This window comes from Congregibacter sp., assembly GCF_045107095.1.
GTDB lineage: Bacteria > Pseudomonadota > Gammaproteobacteria > Pseudomonadales > Halieaceae > Congregibacter.
This window is the reverse complement of record NZ_JBGCFU010000104.1, coordinates 1-22,047: the sequence shown is the minus strand read 5'-3', so window position 1 is coordinate 22,047 and position 22,047 is coordinate 1. Positions and strand designations below refer to the sequence as shown.

Below are 22,047 nucleotides of genomic sequence, written 5' to 3'. Positions count from 1 at the left end.
TTCAGGGTATGCGATACCGGGAACCTCAGGGCCTTACTGTATAGATTCTAAGGCGCTCAGTAAAAAAGTGGTTTTCACGACCGAGACAACACTACAAGCAAAGTACGGTGGTGCGCGTGACACAAGAAGAACTGGCGGCGGATGAATTAAAACATCGAGTGTTTCTCGAGCGTTTGAATATCTTCTACGAAAGTCTCTCCGTCTCGGTATTCGCGGTGGTTCTTGTCACTCTGTCCTTGGGCTATCTGCTCTGGACTCCCGAGAATAGTACTTCGGTGCTCAATTGGTGCGCGGCCACCCTTACGATCGCTGTGTATCGTATCACCTGCACACTTCGTTTCCGAAAGAGCTCAGAAGAGCAGCGGGAAGCTTCGGCGAAGCGCTGGTACTGGGAGATGATGCTTGGTGTGCTGCTTTCAGGGCTGGCCTGGGGCGCGGCAGGCTTTTTGCTGTACGACCCTCATAATATGCTGAACCAGTCGCTGCTGGCGTTTGTTATCGCGGGCATGTGTGCAGGTGGGATTGTGAGCCTATCCGCTTTTATCGAAGCAAGCGCTACCTTCATCGCAACGTCGCTCCTTCCGTTTACCGTCGCTTTGCTGCTGGAAGGGTCTTCCGAAACCCAGGTGATGGGAGTCATGGCGGTACTGTATCTGTTCATGATGATCTCCTTTGGTCGAAGGGTGAACCTCACGGTTATCGGTGGCCTGGAGATGACCTATTTGCGTTTTCAGGCCGAAGACACAATCGAGCGTCAGGCGCTCTTTGACGAGCTCACCGGCTTACCGAATAGGCGTCTGCTTCAAGATCGTCTTGGCCAGGCCCTTGCCCGCGCGAAGCGGAATAACACGCAGGCGGCGCTTTTGTTTCTGGATCTCGATTTTTTCAAGCGTGTTAATGACTCCCTCGGCCACAGCGCAGGTGACGAACTTTTGGTGGAGATAGGTCGGCGACTGACTGATTTTTTGCGTGAAGCGGATACGGCGGCGCGGCTAGGCGGTGATGAGTTTGTTGCTCTGCTGACAGACATTGAAGGCGGTAGCGAGCACGTGGTGTCGGTGGTTCGTCGCCGTGGTGAGGCTTTGCGCAGTGCTATCGAAGCGCCGATCGACATTCAAGGTAATGAGGTTCACATCACCGTCAGTATTGGTGTCAGCCTGCTGCCTGACGACACCCATGACGTGGATGACCTGCTGAAGCATGCTGACACCGCGATGTACCGGGCGAAGGATGACGGGAGGAATACCTTGCGGTTTTTCGTACCGGAAATGCAGGCCTCTCTGGCTCAGCGCATGGATATGGAACGGCAATTGCGCGGCGCACTCGACGCCAATGAGGGGCTGGAGCTGTATCTGCAGCCCCAATACACCGAGCAGAATGTGATTTGTGGAGCAGAGTTACTCCTTCGATGGGAGAACAATGGGCAGTTCGTACCACCCGATGTGTTCATTCCCGTCGCCGAAGACTCGGGACTCATTTATCGGTTGGGTGACTGGGTCATAGAAAGTGCCTGTCATATAGGTGCGCGTTTGCAAGATGATCTGATTGATCGAGAATTTTCCCTCGCGATCAATGTGAGTCCTCGACAGTTCAGGCAGAAAAACTTTTCTGAGAAAGTGCTGGAGGCCATTCAAAACCATCACCTTCCTCGTGGCCTCATCGAACTCGAGCTTACCGAGGGACTGTTGATTGAAGACGTGGATGACACGGTCTCCAAGATGCTGGCGTTGCGTCAGAGTGGTGTTCGGTTTTCTATCGATGATTTTGGCACAGGGTATTCATCTTTGCGGTATCTCAAGTCACTGCCCCTCGACAAGCTCAAGGTAGATCAGTCTTTTGTCCGGGATGTGCTAACGGATGCCGGTGACGCCAGTATTGTCCGCGCCATTGTTTCTATGGCGAGGACCCTGGAGCTCGAAGTCATTGCGGAGGGAGTGGAGACCGAGGAGGTAAGAGACTTTTTGATAAGCGCCAACTGCATGCGATTTCAGGGCTATCTTTATTCTCGACCGCTGCCTTTGAATGACTTTCGAAAGCTTCTTGCCATGGAGTGTGATCGAGTCTCTGCCTAGTCCGAAGGGATTGGGGTGGCAAGACTAGCCAGACTTTCACGGATAGCTCCGGGTGCGCTGGATATCTTCATGAACGTTCCCATGCCCAAGTCAGGAAATGCTAAAGCAATGCGAAACTTGCCTGCGAGCGCGTAAACATCGGCGCCGGACACCAAGAGTCCATAGGGTAGGTGTGCTGTGTGTTTGAGTTCTGCATTGTCAGTGGTTGCCATGACGGCTGTGTCGTTTCCGTCGCCGCTGCCAATACCCACGCCGAACAGCACTTCTTCTCTACCAGGGATCGCAACTTCGAATACCGGGCTTAGCTTGTTTTGATTGGTTACAAGATTTTGGCGCACTGTCGCGAGCGCCTCAGCGTGACTGTTAAAGCTAGCTAAGAGATCATGATCTTTGAGTTTCGGCATCATCATCATGTAACGATAGGACGATAGTTTTTTGCTGCTGAGTCCCTTTTTCGACCCGAAGGCCTCTCCTTTGCCTAGAAGCTCGCCGAGCGCTTTTTCGACCGTCTCGAGAGACCCCACCTGTAGTGCCGTACCCCAGTACTGAGGATTTGCATAGCTTAGCTGGACTTCTTCACCTACCTGAGTGAGTCCTATACGAAGCACGGCGGCGTAGCCGCCAAACTCCCGAGTGGCCGCGGCGGCGAGTAGTTCAGGGTGCGTGACAGCGATCACTGCAGCATCGGAATAAGGACTGTATTCACCCACAATTTCGAAGCTGCTGTTTTCGAGCAGCGCTCGAGTCTCGATAAGGCTGGCACTCAGGGTGCCGGTATCAGTGCTAGCAAGCTTGTAGGGGCGAAGTAGGTCTTCAGCGTGGGTGAGGGAAGTGTAGAAGAGGAGCATTGAGAGAACGGCGTGCGATAACTTGGACATAGCAAGTGCTCTTTTAGTATTAATTTATACTAATACACTAATATATATCTCGCCCCGTGTATACGCGTGGCAGCCAGCCACCACTATTACTAACCGCGACTGTACCTAGCCACCGAAGGTATCGACAATTTGTTGCACACGGCGGCCATGGCTGCGGTCACCAAGCACTCGTAGCAAGCCCCCCAGTTCCAAGCGCCGAAGATAATCCGGCAAGTAAAAGAAGTCAGGTGACTCTTGGGCAAGAAGATCAAAGTCCGCAATGTCTTTAAGTCCTCCGTAGGCGACAGCGTCACCGACGCGACAGGCAAGATAAAGAATAAGATCCTCCCGTTGCTTGTCGCTGCTCCTCTCATTGCTGTCAGGGGCCCAGGTTAGGGGCGTCAGGGAGTGCCGTAGCGACTCGCAGAGATCCTCAGGCAGGCTCCACTGGCGGACAAGCATCGAGCTCAATACTGCCGAATTCGCCATGATGTCGTGTTGCTGCGCTTCGACTCTGCTCAAAAGGTCGGTTTTTGGGGCATAAATCACCGAAAGCTCCGGCCGGGCGGAAATCAATGCCAGATCGCCAATGTTTACGAGCAGTGCACGTGTGGCGTGTATGGATGGATGTTCAAGATTTAGCGCGGCGGCATAGGCCTGGGCTGCCGCACTGGCAACGTAGCTGGAGCGCCAAATCCGCATGTAGGCTGCTTTCTGAACATCCGTTTCAAAGGTCATAACCTGGCCAACGGCACTTTGGAGCACCAGGCCCCGAACCATCGTGGTGCCGAGATATGTGACGGCGTGCTCGATACTGGACATGGGACTGCTAAGCGCAAAAGCTGCCGAGTTCACCACACGCAGTACGTCTGCCGATAATGTTGGACTGGAAAGTATCGCCTCTCGAAGCTCTTCCGGGTCATCGAGGCCGCTGCTTAGCCGTTCAACTAGCGGCGGAGGTTGTTTTAGCGTCGCTACCAAAACTTTTATATCTTCGAGCTCTAATTCGTTGAGATGCTCTTCCATCACCAGAAACAGATCTGCCAGAGTTTCCGGCGCTTTGCGCTCGGCGAGGGACTCCAGCGATGCCATATCATCCTGAGACGGCTTCGGGGGCGCTGAAACCGCCGCGGCGGGTGCCGGCGCGGGGGATTTCGCAGGAGGCGCCGGATCGTCTGTCTTCGCGCCTCGCTTAAACCAACTCATTCTCCACTCCCGAAATAGTATTGCTTCTGATTATTGGGCAGCCATGTACTTAAGCAGGTACTTACTTAAGGATGAATGCCCGCCCAGCGCCATGAACAACTGCTCGAGGCGACCTGGATTGGCAAAAACTGTGCTGAGCAACATCCATGCTGTCGACGAGATAGTAAATGAAGAAAAGCTCCGGTGCACTGCGATGGTGGTATTAGAGGGCTGGGGTGGTGAGGGCCAAATGCAGTCATCGCTAGTCGATACTGAGCGTTCTAATTACCGCTGCTTTAGCCCTCCCAATACGTGCGGTTTTCCTGTACCCTTCGCCAGCTAATTTTTGCCCCCCAAATTTAAACCCTTGAGAACCATCATGGCTGACTTATCGCTTTACAGAAATATCGGCATTTTCGCGCACGTAGATGCCGGCAAAACCACAACCACTGAGCGCATCCTGAAGCTCACCGGTAAAATTCACAAGACCGGTGAAGTGCACGACGGTGCCGCTACCACGGACTTCATGGAACAGGAGCAGGAGCGCGGTATTACCATTCAGTCCGCTGCGACGACCTGTTTTTGGAAAGACCATCGTCTGAACATCATCGATACTCCTGGGCACGTTGATTTCACCGTTGAAGTCTATCGCTCACTAAAAGTATTAGATGGTGGCGTGGGTGTATTTTGTGGTTCTGGTGGCGTAGAGCCCCAGTCAGAGACAAACTGGCGTTATGCCAACGAGTCAGAAGTCGCACGAATCATTTTTGTAAACAAACTTGATCGTATCGGTGCCGACTTCCTGCGTGTTGTCGATCAGGTAGAGAACGTACTGGGTGCAAACCCGCTGGTGATGGTGCTACCTATTGGTCGCGAAGATGACTTTATCGGTGTTGTAGATCTCCTGACTCGCAAGGCTCATGTTTGGCCGGATCCGGGCAATCCAGAGAAGTTCGATATCACCGATGTCCCCGAAGATATGGTGGACGAAGTTGAAGAGTGGCGCGAAAAACTCATCGAGACTGCGGTAGAGCAAGACGACGATCTGATGGAAGCTTACCTGGAGGGCAATGAGCCTTCTATGGATGACATCAAGCGTTGCATCCGCAGCGGTACTCGTAAACTGGACTTCTTCCCGACTTATTGTGGTTCGGCGTTTAAGGACAAGGGTGTTCAGTTGATTCTGGATGCTGTTGTCGATTACCTGCCTAACCCAACAGAAGTTGATCCGCAGGATCTTACCGACGAGTTGGGTGAGGCCACAGGTGAGAAGGCGCTGGTGTCTACCGAAGAGCCTCTGCGCGCACTGGCCTTTAAGATTATGGATGACCGTTTTGGCGCCCTGACCTTCGTGCGCCTGTACTCCGGTGTTCTGAATCGTGGCGACACGATCCTCAACTCTTTTACCGGCAAAACAGAGCGTATCGGCCGTATGGTTGAGATGCATGCGAACGATCGTAACGAGCTGGAGCGGGCGCAGGCTGGCGACATTATCGCCATCGTGGGTATGAAGAACGTTCAGACGGGTCACACTCTTTGCGATCCCAAGCACCCTTGTACGCTGGAAGCGATGGTGTTCCCAGAGCCTGTGATCTCTATCGCGGTTGCACCTAAGGACAAGGCAGGTGCCGAGAAGATGGCTATCGCAATCGGCAAGATGGTCGCCGAGGATCCTTCTTTCCGTGTTGAGACTGACGAAGACTCAGGTGAAACCATTCTCAAAGGGATGGGCGAGCTGCACCTGGATGTGAAGGTCGATATTCTCAAGCGTACTTATGCCGTTGAGCTTGATGTTGGTAAGCCTCAGGTTGCCTACCGCGAGACTATTACCATGGAGATCGATGACTCCTACACGCACAAGAAGCAGTCTGGTGGTTCCGGTCAGTTCGGTAAGATCGACTACCGCATTCGTCCGGGCGAGCCTGGTTCAGGTTTTGCGTTCTCAACATCTGTTGTAGGCGGCAACGTTCCTAAGGAATTCTTCCCTGCAATCGAGAAAGGCTTCAAGAGCCTTATGGGCGAAGGTACGGTAGCAGGCTTCCCGGTACTCGACGTCGAAGTCGAAGTTTATGATGGCGGTTTCCACGCTGTTGACTCTTCGGCTATCGCCTTTGAATTGGCGGCCCGCGGCGCGTTCCGTCAGTCTATGCCAAAGGCTGGCGCCCAGTTGATCGAGCCCATCATGAAGGTTGATGTATTTACTCCGGACGATCACGTAGGTGATGTCATCGGTGACCTTAACCGTCGTCGTGGCATGATCAAGGATCAGGATGCCGGTGCAACGGGTGTTCGTATCAAAGCGGAAGTACCTTTGTCAGAGATGTTTGGATACATCGGCACGCTGCGCACAATGACATCGGGTCGTGGTCAGTTCTCTATGGAGTTCTCGCATTACCTCCCTTGTCCTGCAAACGTTGCAGAGACTGTGATTGCAGAAGTTAAAGAGCGTAAAGCCAACGCCTAATTGCGTGGTGTTGACGAAAAGGCCGGCATTAGCCGGCCTTTTTTTTGGCTTTTTTTAGCTATTGGGTAGTTCGATGAGCAGGGTGGCGACCTCGGCTGTTTTATCCCTGACGGTTAAGACTCGGGACCCGGGCTTTCGTCCTTTACGGACTTCTGACACATTGAACCCCGCTTCTGTTAATCGCTTATGACTCGCTTCCGCGTCATCAACTCGCCAGGTCAGTCCGTAAAAGCGGTCTTGCTCTGATTCATTGCCACGGGGTTGCTTCTCCTCAGATGGCGATTCCTGAGTTTCTAGACTCTCGAAGACCTCGACAATGAGGTCGCCGCAGCGAAAGAACATCAGGCGAGCTTTCCACTCGCGACGGCTCATATCCATACGCATGTCCAGAGCCAGTTGAGACCCTAGTAAGAACGCAGTGCCCTCCGAGTTCTGCGAGGCAATGACGACATGGTCGAGTCCACCGCCCAATTCACTGTGGTTGCGCCGATCGCTTCTTATCTTCTCTCGAAACGATAGCTGGATGCCTCGCGTGGCATCTTGTGTCGAGACTCGCAGGGTCTGCGGCTCCTCAGAGTTGTCAGCTGTCGCTACAAGGCTTTCCGTTGACGGAATTGCTACCCGCTCAAGGCGTCGATGAAGTCGCTCAAGGCTGTCGACCTCAAAGCACATGGCCTCCAGACCTCTGGGCTGGTCAGAGGCAACAAGGTGCACCGCGACATTACGGGTCTGGAAAACGGTACGTTCACTACCGTCCTCGTTTCGATGGCGCACCGGCGGTGTATCAAGGAGTAGCGAGTAGTTTTCTGTCTCGTTCTCAATGTCTGCCACGCTGATAGTTAGGTGGTCGATTGCCAGAATAGGGGAAGTCATCAATTACTCCGTGGGGTGCTTTTCTCTAGAAACGGAGTTTCACACAAAACTCCCTGTTCTTAGGACTGATTCTGATGATCAAGTACGTCAAATTTTCGGCACTCTTCAAGGATTACTTTGGTAATGCCCTCGGGCGGGGTTACAGTGGTCCCAATGAGTGAATCAGCAACCACAACTGAACACGGTCTGGCCCTGTATCAGCGCGTGGGCCTCTTCCTGGGGCCCGCCCTATGCGCGACGATGCTAATCGCTGGGTCTGAACAGACTGCCATGCCCGATGCGGCGTGGAAGGTCTCCGCCATCGCAATCTGGATGGCCATCTGGTGGGCCACAGAAGTGGTGCCTGTGGCCGCAACGGCTTTTCTGCCCTTGGTTACTTTTGACCTATTGGGGATTGCACCCATGCGGGAGGTCGCAGAAAGCTACGCGCACCCCATTATCTACCTCTTTCTTGGCGCCTTTATGCTCGCCATCGCGGTCGAGAAGTGGTCCTTACATCGACGTATTGCTCTTTGGATTCTGGCTCGAACCGGCACCGACGGAAAGCGCCTGATTCTGGGTTTCATGCTGGTGGGCGCTCTGTTGTCGATGTGGATGACCAACACCTCAACCACCATGATGCTCCTGCCTATTGCGGCGTCTGTCGGGGCTTTGATAGCCGAGCAAGCCTCGCAGGGTCGGGAGCGTTTTGTTCGGGAATTTCAAATAGCCTTGATGCTCGGTCTTGCGTATTCCACCACCATCGGGGGCTTGTCGACGTTGGTGGGTACTCCTCCGAACGTGTTTCTCGCGGGGTTTTTACAAGACAGCTACGGCATTAGCATCGCCTTTGCTGACTGGATGATGATAGGCGTGCCGCTCTCAGTTGTGTTGCTGCCCCTAGGTTGGTGGATTCTCACGTCTCTCGTGTATCGCGTCGATATACCAGCAAGTGAAAGCACGCAGGAGATTATTGCGCAGATGCAGCGCGAGATCGGTGTGATGACCGCCCCGGAAAAGCGCGTGGGACTGCTGTTTTTGCTTGTCATACTCATGTGGATGTCTCGCTCGGCGATATCTGGCCTTCCTGGATTTGGAGGCCTGAGCGACAGCGGCATTGTGATGACCGCGGCGCTGCTGTTGTTTGTTATCCCCAACGGAAGCACCAGTGGCGGACCTTTAATGACCTGGCCTGATGTCAGCCGTTTGCCCTGGGGTGTTTTGATTTTGTTTGGGGGAGGTCTCAGTCTGGCCGCACAGGTTTCGGGGTCGGGCTTAGCATTGTGGTTAGGCGAAGGCTTGTCGCTTTTGGGATCGATGGGACTTGTGGTCATTGTGCTGGCCGCAGCGGGTCTCGTCGTGTTCCTGACAGAGTTAACAAGCAATCTCGCTACGGCCGCGACTTTTTTGCCAGTGGTTGCGGCAATCGCTTTGCAGTCGGGAATCGACCCGCTGGTGCTGTGTGTTCCCGTGACATTGGCGGCGAGTTGCGCCTTTATGTTGCCGGTGGCGACACCGCCAAACGCGATCGTTTACTCCTCGGGCGTGTTGCGTATCCCGGATATGGTTCGTGCCGGGTTCATCATGAACCTTGTTGCACTGGGTTTGCTCACCATCGTTGCCGTGTGGCTGGTGCCTGCCGTTCTTAGCTGACGGCACAGGCGTGGCTTCGTGACCTATGGCAAACTAGGAGCATGATAAAACAACGCTTTTTGTACCTTCTGCCGCTGGTCTTTTCCTTTGCTGATGCTCAAGCTGATGACGCAGCAGATTTAGCCAAAAAACTGGCTAACCCCATTGCTGCGCTGATCAGCGTGCCCATTCAGGCCAACTACGATGAAGGCTTTGGTATCGACGATGGTTCGGTACTTCGCGTGAACGTACAGCCGGTTATACCTCTAGAGCTTAACGAAGACTGGAATCTGATTTCCCGTACGATTCTTCCGATCCTTGATCAGAGCGACGTGCCCCTGTCGGGACAGGGAGAGTCAGGGATCGGTGACGTAGTCCAAAGCCTGTTTTTTTCTCCTAGCGAGCCAAGCGATAGCGGGTGGATACTGGGAGCGGGGCCGGTGTTTTTGATGCCCACTGCTACCGATGAGGCATTGGGAGCTGAAAAGTGGGGTGCTGGTCCGACGGGCATTGCCTTGAAGCAGGCCGGACCTTGGACCTATGGGTTTTTGGTAAACCATATTGAGTCCTTCTCGGGTTCGGGCGATCAGGATGTGAGTGCCAGCTTCCTGCAGCCATTTCTGACTTACATCACCCCTTCGCAAACCACCTTCGCACTGAACACCGAGTCTACCTACGACTGGGAGAACGAGCAGTGGTCTGTACCTATCAATGTCAATGTCTTACAACTGATGCGCGTCGGTGGACAGGCGTTTCAAGCTGGGATAGGTGCCCGTTACTGGCTAGATAGCCCGCGAGGGGGGCCTGACGGCTGGGGGCTGCGCTTAAGCTTCACACTGTTGTTTCCAAAGTAACTCAGATTTTGTAAAGACTATCGGGAGTATTGATACATGGCAGACAGCAGCAGCGGACGCGATGATCCCCGATTTCGCCAGATCAACAGTTTCCGCGACTACTTCGATGTGGACCTGGCTCGCACACACACTTTTTCGCAGAGTGAGGCAGCCTCGAGTGTCGACAATGAGTTGCTGGAGTCCCAGCAGGCGGCCTTGCTGTCGGATGGCTTCATTATTCTCAAGGACTTGGTCAGTGCTGAACAGCTCGCGCAGCTGCGTAGCGAGGCAAACCATTGGCTGGATAAGCCGGGGCGAAACTCCTTTGAGGGGGAGCGCACGCAGCGGCTCTATGGTCTTCCGGAAAAATGTCGCGCCGCCGATGACTTTATCACTCATCCTTTGATCCTCGCGCACCTTGATCGTTTGTTAAAACCTAACTATCTGTTGTCTCAGGCGCAGGTCATCAATATTTTGAGCGAATCGCCTGCTCAGCCGCTTCATACAGACGATGGTTTTTACCCATGGCCCAGCCCTAAGCCGGTGCTGAGCGTGGCGACAATCTTCGCCATCGACGACTTTACCGAGGATAACGGCGCGACGGTGGCCATTCCGGGGAGCCATTTATGGGGTGAAGGACGCTTTCCAGAGGACAGCGATACCCGGGTGAAGGCGGTGATGCCCGCGGGCTCCTGTATTTTGTTTTTGGGGAACCTGTGGCACGGCGGCGGAGAGAACTACTCCGGTGAAAGCCGCATGGCCTTTACCGGACAGTACTGCGAGCCCTATTTACGAACGCAGGAAAACTATTTTTTGTCGGTCTCAAAGGACACCGCTGCAGCTGTGTCCGAGGACATGCGTCGTCTTCTGGGCTACTCCATTCACCCGCCATTTATGGGCATGGTGAACGGCATGCACCCGAAGCGAGAGCTATCCCTGATGGACTCCCAGGGCGAGTCCTGAGCTAACGTTTTAATCGGTTTTTGATGCTGCGTACCGACAGCCATACGATGGCCAAAACTACCGGCGCGGTGACACCCGTGAGTAAGTCGGGATTGATGCTTAAGCCCAGAGATTTTCCCGACTTAAACAGGTAACCCAGTAAGCCCACCGCATAGTAGGTGATGGCGAATATGGAAAATCCTTCGACCGACTGTTGTAAACGTAATTGAAGATTCGCCCGCTCGGCGAGGCTCTCAAGGATCGCCTGATTCTGCTTTTTCTGATCCATGTCCACCATGGAATCCAGCAGTTGCGTGGCTCTGGTTACCCGCTGTGCGAGCTCCTGCGTTCTGCGCTCGGCCGCCTCGCAGGTACGCATGGCTGGCATCAAAGTCTTTTGCAGGAATGTGGTGTAACGCGGGGCGCTATCTCTTTGTACTTCCTTAAGCTCGGCGATGCGCCTCTCGACAATGCCGTTGTAAGCTCGCGCCGCAGCAAATCGATAAGCGTGGGCCGCTGCGACATGCTCAACCTTTGCGGCGATACGAGTGATGCGCTCAAGAGAGCGTTCCAGCGCAGGATCGGCGTCGCGGTGAGCGATTTGTTCGATCACTGCATCAAGGGCGGGCTCTAGTTCACCCAAGGTGCCCATAACGTCTCTAGCGGCGGGCAGCCCAAGCATTGCCAGCATGCGGTAAGTTTCTATTTCGAGTACCCGTTGAACTTGTCGAGACAAGCGCGCCTCGCTGAGCTCGGAGTCGATGATGACGATGCGCGAAAACCCTTCTGCATCCAGACGGAAGCTCGACCAAATTTCACCTTCGCCGTCGGAGATGGAGCCGCCGTAAATATCCTGGCGGCCCAGCAGAGCGCGAACGCGTTGTTGGCGACTCTCTTGTGGTGATTCGTCGCCGCAAATTACTTCAATGTGTACGCCAAGAAATAGCTGATCAACAAGTTTCGATCGCATGCCAGCGTCCAGAAAACTGATAGCCGGCGCTGCAAAGGGCGGCTCTGCGTTGCCTGCCACAAGTAAAGTGTAAGAGTCGGCCTCGGTATGGCCCTCCCACTTGAGTAGACAGTTGCCTACATGCACGGAATGGTGCCGGCTATCTTTGCTGGGCCTGCTTTGGCCCTGAGATTCGCAAAATTCGGCAAACTGCTCTCTTCGCTCATCGAGGCTTGTCTCCCCACGGAGACAAACCATATGGGAGCAGCGGAGAGGCGACGGAAGCGTCAGCAGGGGCCGCGCGTGCCATTCATTACTCAGAGCTACGCGCCCGTTCAGCGTGTTTATCGGTGCGTCCGTATCGGTCAGGAAATTCGTCATAGTGTTCTGTCTCGACCTGCGATCAACAGCTAATAGGGTAAATACGCAAGTTCTCAGGCCTTGGTTGCAAACTCAGCGTAGCAAATGCCAAGTAGTGCTTGCAGTTGCGCAACGTGATCTTTTGTCGCCTGCGTCCCGTGGGCGAGCGTTTTGCCCCGATATACGCGCCAGCGCTCATAGTCGTCGGGGAGCACCTCGGCAAGCAATAACTCGAGCTTGGAAACAGGCTCTATCAGCGCGTAGTGGCGTTGGTTGATGCTGGCGGCTCTCGCTTGAATCTCTTGAATGAAAAACTTGTTTACTACGGTGCGCACTATCGGCGCGGCAGGGCCAATGGTGTTCGCCGTGCACAGCGGACCTTTGGCGATACTTTTGACTATGAGTCCATCGCCAGCGGCGAGGTGGGCTGCTTGATGCGACAGTGCCGCGAGGAGTTCTCCACCGTCGCCTTTCGCTACCTCTGAGAGTGCGAGCTCAAAGGCAAGCTCATCGGCCTGAAAATCGCCGGACATCCAACGCATTGCATCAGCAGTGATCTGCTCAAGGGCGGTAATCGCTAGGCTGCTGGTGTTCACAGGGTAGTCTTCGGGAATGGCGGTAGCTCGCCAAAAATCCCGGTACTCCCTGTTCCCTAAGGTTGCGTTGAATATGAGCGCTGGTAGCTGAGATTGTTTGAGAATCGCGGTCTCCTGAATCAGTTCAGCGAGCTCGCCTCGTCCATCAGATCTGAGGGTTTCGATACACGCGGGTGCGTCACGCAAGAAGGCTAGCTCCAGGAGCAAACGCTGAGATGTTGGTGCCACGCGCCCCAGGCTGCTGTTGCGGCGGGCAATAGTCTGCTGCAGAGCGCAGCCGCGGAGGCGGAGGAAGTCCAATCCATCCAGTTTACTCCCCGGCAAGCTTATGCGAAGGGACTCTGCACGAGGAGGCAGGAGACCTTTTGGCATTTCTACTGGTGGCGCATCAAAGCCGAGGGGCCGCGCCAGTCGTTCCAGGTAGTTCTCTAACTCAGAGCTTTGCCCGCCGCCCGTGCAGCCTGCTACAAAGAGTATCTGAGCCGCAACAATAAGCGGCCTAAACTTTGTGACGGTCAGAGAGGCTACGCCGAGACGCCGAATGGGTTTCAGCTTAGCGCGGCGCGACTGCGCTCCAGCCATGCCAGGAGATTGTCACACCCTTCGGGGATCGATTCCTTAACCCAGCTGGCGGTTTCAACTCCCACGAGGAGGTCGATATCTGCAAAGGTAATGGAGTCGCCGCAGAGGAAGGGCTTATCGCCGAGTTCGGCATCGAAAAGTTCCAGGCTGCCTCGGAATCGCTTGCGACCGCGCGCCTCCAGCTCCGGTATTTGTTCAACATCCAAAGGCCCCGGAAGTGCTCGGTTTTCAAAGGCTGGACTGCGGTTGCGTAGCATCTCCGCGAATGCTTCAAAAATTGAGACAAAGATACGATGGTCCCAGCTGATAACCAGGGCCCGCTCCAGCGCCGTGCTGCCCATCAGCGGTTTGTCGGGGTAAAGAGCGTCGAGGTAATCGCAGATGGCAATAACTTCTGTGAGCATAACGCCTTCGTCGGTCATCAACGCGGGCAAGGTTCCCAAGGGGTTAATCGCCAGAAACTCAGCGTCGCGGTGCTTGTTTTCACGCATATCAATCTGAGTCGTGGGCAAATCCAGGCCCTTATAGGCTAGAAACAAGCCGAGGCGTCGTGGGTTGGGGGCAGAATCATAGGTGTACAAGTGCATGAATAGGCTCTCGCTGGCGTGTGATGTGATTATTCGAGGTTGCGAATGGTAGCAGAGGCCGGTGCTTTTGCTGAGCTTGCTTTGTGTAGTATGTGCTTTGAAGCCGCTACTCCTGCGGCTATAATGCGCGCCCACGAAACGGAGGGTTAATCGTGTTGACGCGAATTTTATTGTTAGGTCTTTCACTGGGTTTGATTGCAGCGGCGCAAGCAGTAGAGCTTACTGATGAGCAGCGAGCAGCCATCGAAGCGCGCATCGCACCGGTGGGCGAAGTCTGTCTGCAAGGCGACAGCTGTGGCGGTGTTCCCACAGCAATGGGTGCCATGGGCGCACCGGGAGCTGTTGCGGTCATCGATGGCGAGGGTACCTACAATACTGCCTGCCTGGCTTGCCATGCTTCTGGTGCGGCCGGCGCGCCTATTGTTGGCGACGCAGCAGCCTGGAGCCCACGGATTGCCAAGGGTATTGATGAGCTCTACAACAGCGGCATCAATGGCCTGGCAGGGACCGGCATGATGGCGAAAGGTGGTCGAGCAGATCTGTCCGATGAGGCAGTGATGGCGGCGGTAGACTTCATGGTTGAGAACAGCCAGTAGGGACGCGGTTCCTGGGCTTTCTGTGCTAGCTAATGTTTAGCCGCCTTCTTGTAGGCGACTCACAGACGACTCACAGACAGCTCACAGGCACCCGTGCAAACACTAAGCCGTTACGATTTATCGTAGCGGCTTTTTTGTGCCCGTAGAAATTTAGTCTTGCGCGTATTCGTGGTTCATTACTGATTCACCGTATCTCTATAACCCAGCGCTTCTTTTACAGCTGCGGTAGTCACTGATTCTTCTTCTCTCAAATCAGCAATACTTCGTGCAACGCGCAGAAGCCTGTGTATCGCCCTCGCAGACAAATTTAACTGCTTCGCGCTTTTTTGAATAAGTTGCCGTTCTTGTGGGCCGCAGGCGCACTTTTCCAGCAGTTCGGATCCTTTGAGCATGGCGTTGCACTTGCCCTGACGCAGATACTGCCTCTTTCTAGACTGGACGACGCGTTTTTGCACTGCGGCGGAGCTCTCAGTTGAGTGGGGGGCGAACAGGTCCGCAGCGCTTTCTCGATCAACACGTACCTGCAAATCCATGCGATCCAGAAGGGGGCCGGACACTCGCGCGCCGTAGCTTAAACGCTGGGCCGCACTGCATTTACAAGGCTTTTTGCTGTCGCCGGCATATCCGCAGGGGCAGGGGTTCATCGCGGCAATCAACTGAAAGCGCGCCGGATAGCGGATGCTGCAGGTGGCTCTAGCTAGCCGGATCTCGCCGGTTTCCAGAGGTTCTCGAAGCATATCTAAGGTATGGCGCGAGAACTCCGGTAACTCATCGAGAAACAACACTCCACCATGTGCCAGAGAGATCTCCCCGGGCGCAGGAATTGAGCCGCCACCGACCAGTGCTGCGGCGCTAGCACTGTGATGCGGAGCGCGAAAGGCTCGCTGTCGTTTTCTGTGAGCTTTGCCTTGGAGGTCATAAAGTGCGCAAACGGTCAGCCACTCTGAGTCGTCCGGGGGCGGCAAAATACCCGGTAAGCAATTAGCTAGAAGACTTTTGCCGGTGCCTGGAGGGCCCGATAGCAGAAGGTTGTGGCCGCCGCTGGCGGCAATCTCCAGCGCGCGTTTGGGGACAAGCTGGCCGCTGACTTCTGCCATGTCTGCGTCCACTTTCTCCGCAGTCTGGCTGATTGCTTGTGCCTCCGGTAAAGGCGCTCGACCACGCAAGATTGCGCAAAGTGATAGTAGGTCCGTTGCGTAAACAAGTCGTGCATGCGGCACGGCTTTGCACAGGGACGCGGATTCCAGTGACAGAACGATACGACGCTTGTTCTGGCTCGCCGCCATTGCCGCAGCGACAGTGCCACGAACGCTTCTGAGTGTGCCGTCAAGAGCGAGCTCTCCCACACACTCACTACCGAGCAAGCTATCTTGGGGTAGTTGCCCGGAGGCGCACAGAATTCCCAAGGCGATGGGTAGATCAAACCGTCCTCCACCTTTTGGGAGATCGGCAGGAGCTAGGTTGACGGTGATCCGTCGATCCGGGAATTCGAAGTGGGAGTTTAGGAGGGCGCTGCGAACCCGGTCTTTGCTTTCGCGGACCGCTGTCTCGGGCATTCCTACAACGGTAAAGGCGGGAAGTCCGTTTGAGAGGTGAACCTCCACACGGACCAATGGAGCATCCAGTCCCTGGTTGGCCCGGGAGAGCACTACGGCATAGCTCATGAGGGATTCATGGTTTAGGCGTAGCCCGCTCATGGGCCAGCGTTAATGCACGCATCGCTTTTTCCTCTTCCTTGAGTAATCGCGCGGGCATCCTTGCCCGACGAAGGCTTACTTTGGATCTGAAGCTCTGATTTAGAGCTAAGGCATTATTTTAGAAAAGCTGGGGCTCTATTTTGAAGCTAGTGGTCTCGAAGCGTCAGTTCGCTGCTTGTTTTTCCAACTTGTCGACCAGGTCATTCATTGACGCTAACTCTGATTCAAGCGCTGCCACCTTGCCGCGGGTGCGCTCAAGAATCGCGGTCTGTGCGTCGAACTCTTCGCGGCTGACAAAATCGAGCTTGCGCAGAGCAGACTGAATCAGCTGCCGAGCATTTTTATCCACCTCGTCGACCAGGCCGGCGGGACCGACCAATTCGTTGACTTGCTGCATAACATCACTAAGTGGGGGCGGTTTGAGCGCCATAAAGTGTACTCCTGCTGATTACTGCTCCAGTGTAGAGGATGGCGCTTTCGGTTCACAGCTCACGACAGTGCACCAAAATGGATCTAGGCTCTATTTTGGTGCGTTATTTTGCTGGATCAAGCATCAAATAGCGGCCTTGCGATACCCCAAAACGGCTAAGACACTGATTATTCAATAAAAATGACGGGTGGCATATCCATTGCTCATTCCTAGGCGGAACCGTCGTGCTACCCGTAAAGTGGTGCAATAAGACGATTAAACGGCGAGCCGAATGGCGCAAATTGAGCGCCCTTGTTCAGTCAGGAGAACTACATGAAGTTAATCACGGCCATTGTGAAGCCATTCAAGCTTGATGACGTACGCGAGTCACTGTCAGAGATCGGCGTGCAAGGCATCACAGTTACAGAGGTCAAAGGATTCGGGCGACAGAAGGGTCATACCGAGCTGTATCGCGGCGCCGAATACGTCGTCGACTTCCTTCCCAAAGTAAAGATCGAGGTTGCCGTTGCTGAAGGCATGGTAGATCAGACGATTGAAGCGATCACCAAGTCAGCGAACACCGGCAAGATCGGTGACGGCAAAGTGTTTGTTTCCAGTTTGGAGCAGGTGATCCGTATTCGCACCGGCGAAACCGGCGAAGAAGCTATCTAACGAGCGCCTTTTCAAACGCGCTACCCAATCCCTGAATTCAGCACGAGAGATTTTTTCATGGAAAACCAAATTTTTGAACTGAGCTACGCACTGGACACGTTTTACTTTCTCGTGTGCGGTGCGCTAGTTATGTGGATGGCGGCTGGCTTCGCCATGCTCGAAGCCGGGCTGGTACGATCCAAGAACACCACCGAAATTTTGACAAAGAACGTCGCGCTATTTGCGATCGCCTGCACCATGTACATGGTCGTGGGCTACTCAATTATGTATCCGTCGCTCGGCGCTAGCCTCCTCGCGGGTATCACCGGCGATGGCGTAACGGGAGCCGAAGAAGCGGCGACTTACGCACCTTCAGCCGACTTCTTTTTCCAGGTGGTGTTTGTTGCCACAGCGATGTCTATCGTGTCTGGCGCGGTTGCGGAGCGCATGAAGCTCTGGTCGTTCCTGATCTTCGCGGTGGTCATGACCGGTTTCATCTATCCTATGGAAGGAAACTGGACCTGGGGCGGCGACCCTGTATTCGGTATGTACACTTTGGGTGACCTTGGTTTCTCAGACTTCGCCGGCTCAGGCATCGTTCACATGGCTGGTGCAGCAGCAGCTCTAGCAGGTGTGCTGTTGCTGGGCGCACGGAAAGGTAAGTACCGAGCTGATGGATCAGTAGTAGCCATCCCGGGTGCTAACCTGCCTATGGCTACTTTGGGAACGTTCATTCTTTGGATGGGCTGGTTTGGTTTTAACGGCGGATCGGTTCTGGCGACCGCTAGCGTCGAGAATGCGAACGCGGTAGCTGTGGTGTTCATGAACACTAACGCAGCTGCCTGTGGCGGCCTCGTAGCGGCCCTGCTTACAGCGCGCATGCTCTTTGGTAAGGCAGATCTGACCATGGCGCTGAACGGTGCTTTGGCTGGTCTCGTAGCGATTACTGCCGAGCCTTCCACCCCAACACCTCTGATGGCGACGGTTTTCGGTGCTGTCGGTGGAATCCTGGTGGTCTTCTCCATTATCACTTTGGACAAGTTCAAGATTGACGACCCTGTAGGCGCCATTTCGGTGCACGGTGTCGTAGGTCTGCTGGGTCTGCTCCTGGTGCCTCTTACTAACGATGGCTCAAGCTTTAGCGGACAGCTCATCGGTGCAGCGACAATCTTCGGTTGGGTCTTTGTAACCAGCTTCATCGTCTTCTTTGCGATCAAAGCTGTTATGGGTATCCGGGTTACCGAGGAAGAGGAATACGAAGGTGTGGACCTCTCCGAGTGTGGTCTTGAGGCTTACCCGGAGTTCGTCTCAGCCAAGTAATCAACAGTCTTGCGGGCGCATTATTGCAATGCGTTTTTTTGGGGGCCCTCTGGGCCCCCTTTTTTTTGCGCCAAACTTCTCCGATTCCTTGTTTCTGAATGATTCTATCCGGCTAGCTGACACGATCTACTGCACTCGCTGAGTAGGGGGACGCTACGCTTCGGATGTCATATCAGCTAGCTCAGACTGCAGCAGAGCGGGTGGTGTGGTCAGGCTAGCTGACACGATCTACTGCACTCGCTAAGTTGGGGGACGCTCGCTCCGTAAATCATGCCAGCTAGCCTTTTCTCATCGGCTGCTGGCACTTTGTTGGCCTCAGCGGCTGGTTCAACCGCACGGAGGGCTGGAGACCTTGCCTACGAAGTGAGCGTCACCCTACTCAGCGAATGAAGTAGGTAAGGTTCCCAGCCCGAGTTTGCTGGATATCAGACACAAAAAAGCCGACGTAAAAACGTCGGCTTGATACTGCGATCTACCCGTTTAAAACTGGTACTGCAGCCCTACGGACGCAGTGCGCGGCTTGTTGGGCCGGGCGCCTTCTGGCTGGCGTGACACGATGGATCGCTCGTCAAAGACGTTCTCAAACTTCACGAACACCACAGCATCATCGGTTAATGCGTAACGACTTATGAGGTCGGTAACGAGGAGGTTCTCAGTCTTGTTGAATGGGTTGCTATCGGTGTTACAGCCGATGGTGACGCAGGTTTCGTCGACATACTTGATCACCGCGTAGCTGTCCCAGTTCATTGCGGTCTCAAGGCCCAGGCGCAGGCTTAGCGTATTCTCAGGAACGGCAGCAAGGCTGTCCCCATCTTCAAAGCCTTCTTCATCATTGTCCCGACTGATGGCCGCATCCGTGTAGGTATAGGCGAGGTCGATGGGCGCGTTCATATCGCCGAAGCTTAGTACTGTGCTTGCCTGAAGTTCCAGGCCTTGAATCACTGCTTGGCCCGTGGTGAAAGCACCGGAGGTGGAGCCATTGCTGCAGGGGTTCGCGTTAGAGCAGTTCTCTGTTTTGTTATCAAAATCGCTGTAAAAGGCGATGGCCTCGAGGTACCAGCTCCCTGTGTAGCGCACACCGGCTTCCCAGTTAACGCTGGTCTCCGGTTCTTCAAAATCCTGCGCTCCGCCACCCAGAGGCGAGAAGCCACGGTGTACACCGGCAAGTGCCTGCCATTGGTCGCTCAGCTGGTAGGTAAAAGACGCTCCTGGTAGCCACTCGCTGGAGTTGTTGCTGCGACGGCTGGGGTCGGTCTCGCGCTCAGGGTCCGAGAACTGACGTCGGCTGCTATCGACCTCTTCGTAACGGAGCGCAAGGTTTAGATTCAGGGCGCTGGTGAGCTGCCAGCTATCGGTAAACCATGCCGATAGTGCCTCGGCGTCTTCCAGACGGTTGTCGCCGCCTGTTGGCTCAACCCGGCCTGTATTAATCAGTTCGCCGTCAACCTGATCATAGAGATCTATGGGCTGAAAACGATCCATTTCGTCTTCGTGAATACGCGCACCATAGCTGAGCCTGTGATCGCCAATTGTCTGATCCAGGTTGAGTTCTATGCCCCGAGACTCATAGTCACGATTGTTGTGTTTGTAACGGAGTCCAAAAGCATCGGCTTCGCCATCGAGTATGGCCTGCGCAGCAGCGTCTCCGGCGTTCGCTGCATTCACAAAGGAGTTGCCACCGCTAAGCTTGAACCAGTCCCTGGAGAAATTGTTTTGGTAGGCCAACACTGAGAGGTTGAGCGTATCGCTTAGCTCGAGCGCATAGCGCAGACTAAAACCTGCGTGATAGTTGTTCATTTGGTCGATGGAAGACAAACCGTAGCGACGATCTTCATTCGCCGCAAAATCGACATCTGTCAGACCAAGGTATGTCTCATCAGAAATTTCGTCAGAGTACTGCGCTTTAAACAAGAGCGACTGGCGATCACCCGTCCACGCGAGCTTCACGACGTAGTCCTCGATGTCATACCCACTGTCGCTACCGCGATCGATTTCTTTGAAGCCATCGCTGCGGCGCTGGGCGGTCTCTACAAGAAAGCCAAACTCTCCGTACTGACCGCCTACATTCGCCAGCAGATCCTGCTCACCATTCTGACCTGCGCGCAGATCCAAGCTGCCGCTTAGAGTTTCAGGAATGGGCGTTGAGACCAGATTAACCACGCCCCCTGTTGTCTGGGGCCCATAACGCAGGAGCGGCGCACCTTTTAAGACCTCGACGCTGTGCATACGCATTGCTGTCGGGAAGTAATAGGCGGCAGGGTTTGAATAGGGAGCTGGCGCAATCATCACGCCATCTTCCATTAATGTGATTTTAGATGAGCGCTCCGAGGTCGCGCCTCTGATGCCGATATTTGGCCTTAGGCCGTAGCCATCTTCTTCGCGTATGTAGGTGCCAGGTACGGTTTTTAGTAGCTGATTGATGTCATTGGCGAACTCGATTTCAAACTGCTCTTCGCTTACCAGCGCCGCGGAACCCGGAAGAGAGCGGACTTCATCTGCGTTGGCAAAGATGAAGACTTCCTCGACCGTTGAACGGCTATCGGCCGTAGCGTCGGCTTCTGCTGCCTGGGCCGTTGCCAGTAAGGATGCGGATAGTGCAATCGCCAAAGGCGTGAGGCGAAAGCGGTGGTGCTGAGGGATCATTGTTGAGTTCTCCAAACAGGACTCGGAGTTAAGTGCGACGAAGAAGGGAGGATAGTAACGAGGAAATGTTAAACTGACAATAAATAATAATCATTCTCGTTAAGGTTTGCATTTTAGGCCTTGTCATTTGCTCGATAGGACCGAAATTCACCGGCGGGCAAAAGAAAGGTCGCGTTCGCAACTCAGTTAAGCGCTTGCAGCCGCATGCCCTGAGTCCCTATCATCGACTATCACCTCTTCATTAAAGCAGTGCTGCCATGAAACTGATTACCGCGATCATCAAGCCCTTCAAACTCGATGATGTCCGATCCGCACTCGCTGAGGTCGGCGTTCAGGGTATTACCGTGACGGAAGTAAAAGGCTTTGGTCGGCAAAAGGGTCACACCGAGCTGTATCGTGGTGCCGAGTACGTCGTGGACTTTTTGCCCAAGGTAAAGGTCGAGGTCGCCGTTGGTGACGAACAGTTGGATACTGCGGTGGAGTCTATTGTGTCCGCAGCGGATACCGGCAAAATCGGGGATGGCAAGATTTTCGTATCAAGTCTCGAACAGGTTATCCGCATACGAACGCGGGAAACCGGCGAAGACGCTATCTAGGTTCCGCGCTTCGCGGTTCACCCTCGTATGAGCAATCCGCAGAATCAGGAAAACCAAAATCCGGGGGGCAGCAATGTTCCCGCCGGTGGTTTTGCGAGTATCGAGAGAGCTTTTCTACGCCTGACCTTCTGGCAGACACTATTGTCTTTAGCCGGCGTGTTCACCGGCGGTGTTGCTCTCTATGCGGCCCTGAGCGAATCTGAGGCAGTACGACAGCAGACCGC

The 22,047-nt window shown here is 54.5% G+C and carries 19 protein-coding genes; 10 read left to right on the top strand and 9 right to left on the bottom strand.

Features of this window, described 5'->3' with window-relative positions:
• Positions 1-116 precede the first annotated feature (116 nt).
• Positions 117-2,072: a putative bifunctional diguanylate cyclase/phosphodiesterase gene (locus AB8B76_RS13185; RefSeq protein WP_405273141.1), complete on the top strand. Its 1,956-nt coding sequence runs from the start codon at positions 117-119 to the stop codon at positions 2,070-2,072.
• Here AB8B76_RS13185 and AB8B76_RS13180 read toward each other — a convergent pair.
• Positions 2,069-2,950 (bottom strand): hypothetical protein, encoded by an 882-nt coding sequence (locus AB8B76_RS13180; RefSeq protein ID WP_405273139.1) that lies wholly within the window; start codon positions 2,948-2,950, stop codon positions 2,069-2,071. The two genes, AB8B76_RS13185 and AB8B76_RS13180, sit on opposite strands and share 4 nt — an antisense overlap.
• 105 nt (positions 2,951-3,055) lie before the next feature.
• The gene (locus AB8B76_RS13175; RefSeq protein WP_405273137.1) at positions 3,056-4,135 is read right to left on the bottom strand and encodes an HDOD domain-containing protein; all 1,080 of its coding nucleotides are present in this window, start codon (positions 4,133-4,135) and stop codon (positions 3,056-3,058) included.
• A 358-nt stretch (positions 4,136-4,493) separates the two neighbouring features.
• Here AB8B76_RS13175 and fusA point away from each other — a divergent pair, with 358 nt between their 5' ends.
• A complete protein-coding gene (fusA, locus tag AB8B76_RS13170) occupies positions 4,494-6,578 on the top strand; it encodes an elongation factor G (protein WP_405273135.1) in 2,085 nt (694 codons plus the stop codon).
• Between the two features lie 54 nt (positions 6,579-6,632).
• On the opposite strand, the gene AB8B76_RS13165 is transcribed toward fusA, so the two are convergent.
• Positions 6,633-7,451, bottom strand: a complete 819-nt coding sequence (locus tag AB8B76_RS13165) for a VOC family protein (RefSeq protein WP_405273133.1) — start codon at positions 7,449-7,451, stop codon at positions 6,633-6,635.
• Between the two features lie 153 nt (positions 7,452-7,604).
• Between AB8B76_RS13165 and AB8B76_RS13160 the strand changes: the two genes are divergently transcribed.
• Genes AB8B76_RS13160 through AB8B76_RS13150 form a run of 3 tightly spaced genes read left to right on the top strand, consistent with a single transcriptional unit; the run spans position 7,605 to position 10,858 of the window.
• Complete coding sequence (locus AB8B76_RS13160) at positions 7,605-9,083, top strand: SLC13 family permease (protein ID WP_405273131.1); 1,479 nt, start codon at positions 7,605-7,607, stop codon at positions 9,081-9,083.
• Positions 9,084-9,124: 41 nt separating this feature from the next.
• Positions 9,125-9,916 carry a transporter gene (locus AB8B76_RS13155; protein WP_405273129.1) on the top strand — a complete coding sequence of 264 codons (792 nt, stop codon included), beginning with the start codon at positions 9,125-9,127 and terminating at the stop codon, positions 9,914-9,916.
• A gap of 36 nt (positions 9,917-9,952) precedes the next feature.
• The gene (locus tag AB8B76_RS13150; RefSeq protein WP_405273127.1) at positions 9,953-10,858 is read left to right on the top strand and encodes a phytanoyl-CoA dioxygenase family protein; all 906 of its coding nucleotides are present in this window, start codon (positions 9,953-9,955) and stop codon (positions 10,856-10,858) included.
• A gap of 1 nt (position 10,859) precedes the next feature.
• Here the strand turns inward: AB8B76_RS13150 and AB8B76_RS13145 are convergent, their stop codons facing one another.
• The 3 genes from AB8B76_RS13145 to AB8B76_RS13135 are packed head-to-tail and all read right to left on the bottom strand — an operon-like array spanning position 10,860 to position 13,911.
• Positions 10,860-12,167 (bottom strand): DUF3422 family protein, encoded by a 1,308-nt coding sequence (locus tag AB8B76_RS13145; RefSeq protein ID WP_405273125.1) that lies wholly within the window; start codon positions 12,165-12,167, stop codon positions 10,860-10,862.
• A 53-nt stretch (positions 12,168-12,220) separates the two neighbouring features.
• Positions 12,221-13,324 carry a DUF3080 family protein gene (locus AB8B76_RS13140; protein WP_405273124.1) on the bottom strand — a complete coding sequence of 368 codons (1,104 nt, stop codon included), beginning with the start codon at positions 13,322-13,324 and terminating at the stop codon, positions 12,221-12,223.
• Positions 13,291-13,911, bottom strand: coding sequence for a glutathione S-transferase family protein (locus AB8B76_RS13135; protein ID WP_405273123.1), 621 nt, complete (start codon positions 13,909-13,911; stop codon positions 13,291-13,293). Before AB8B76_RS13135 ends, AB8B76_RS13140 begins: the two co-directional genes overlap by 34 nt.
• 152 nt (positions 13,912-14,063) lie before the next feature.
• On the opposite strand from AB8B76_RS13135, the gene AB8B76_RS13130 reads away from it, so the two are divergent.
• Positions 14,064-14,507: a c-type cytochrome gene (locus AB8B76_RS13130; RefSeq protein WP_405273121.1), complete on the top strand. Its 444-nt coding sequence runs from the start codon at positions 14,064-14,066 to the stop codon at positions 14,505-14,507.
• Positions 14,508-14,683: 176 nt separating this feature from the next.
• Here the strand turns inward: AB8B76_RS13130 and AB8B76_RS13125 are convergent, their stop codons facing one another.
• Both AB8B76_RS13125 and AB8B76_RS13120 read right to left on the bottom strand, forming a co-directional pair.
• Positions 14,684-16,171, bottom strand: a complete 1,488-nt coding sequence (locus tag AB8B76_RS13125) for a YifB family Mg chelatase-like AAA ATPase (RefSeq protein WP_405273163.1) — start codon at positions 16,169-16,171, stop codon at positions 14,684-14,686.
• Between the two features lie 196 nt (positions 16,172-16,367).
• A complete protein-coding gene (locus tag AB8B76_RS13120; RefSeq protein ID WP_405273119.1) occupies positions 16,368-16,634 on the bottom strand; it encodes an accessory factor UbiK family protein in 267 nt (88 codons plus the stop codon).
• 312 nt (positions 16,635-16,946) lie between these two features.
• Here AB8B76_RS13120 and glnK point away from each other — a divergent pair, with 312 nt between their 5' ends.
• Together glnK and AB8B76_RS13110 are read left to right on the top strand one after the other, a co-directional pair.
• Positions 16,947-17,285 (top strand): P-II family nitrogen regulator, encoded by a 339-nt coding sequence (glnK, locus tag AB8B76_RS13115; protein ID WP_040809830.1) that lies wholly within the window; start codon positions 16,947-16,949, stop codon positions 17,283-17,285.
• 57 nt (positions 17,286-17,342) lie between these two features.
• Positions 17,343-18,584, top strand: a complete 1,242-nt coding sequence (locus AB8B76_RS13110; RefSeq protein WP_405273117.1) for an ammonium transporter — start codon at positions 17,343-17,345, stop codon at positions 18,582-18,584.
• A 480-nt stretch (positions 18,585-19,064) separates the two neighbouring features.
• Here AB8B76_RS13110 and AB8B76_RS13105 read toward each other — a convergent pair whose 3' ends face one another.
• Positions 19,065-21,227, bottom strand: coding sequence for a TonB-dependent receptor family protein (locus tag AB8B76_RS13105; protein ID WP_405273115.1), 2,163 nt, complete (start codon positions 21,225-21,227; stop codon positions 19,065-19,067).
• A 257-nt stretch (positions 21,228-21,484) separates the two neighbouring features.
• Between AB8B76_RS13105 and AB8B76_RS13100 the strand changes: the two genes are divergently transcribed.
• Both AB8B76_RS13100 and AB8B76_RS13095 read left to right on the top strand, forming a co-directional pair.
• Positions 21,485-21,823, top strand: a complete 339-nt coding sequence (locus AB8B76_RS13100; protein ID WP_405273113.1) for a P-II family nitrogen regulator — start codon at positions 21,485-21,487, stop codon at positions 21,821-21,823.
• Between the two features lie 27 nt (positions 21,824-21,850).
• On the top strand, positions 21,851-22,047 hold a 197-nt coding region (locus AB8B76_RS13095; protein WP_405273111.1), incomplete at its 3' end, for a hypothetical protein.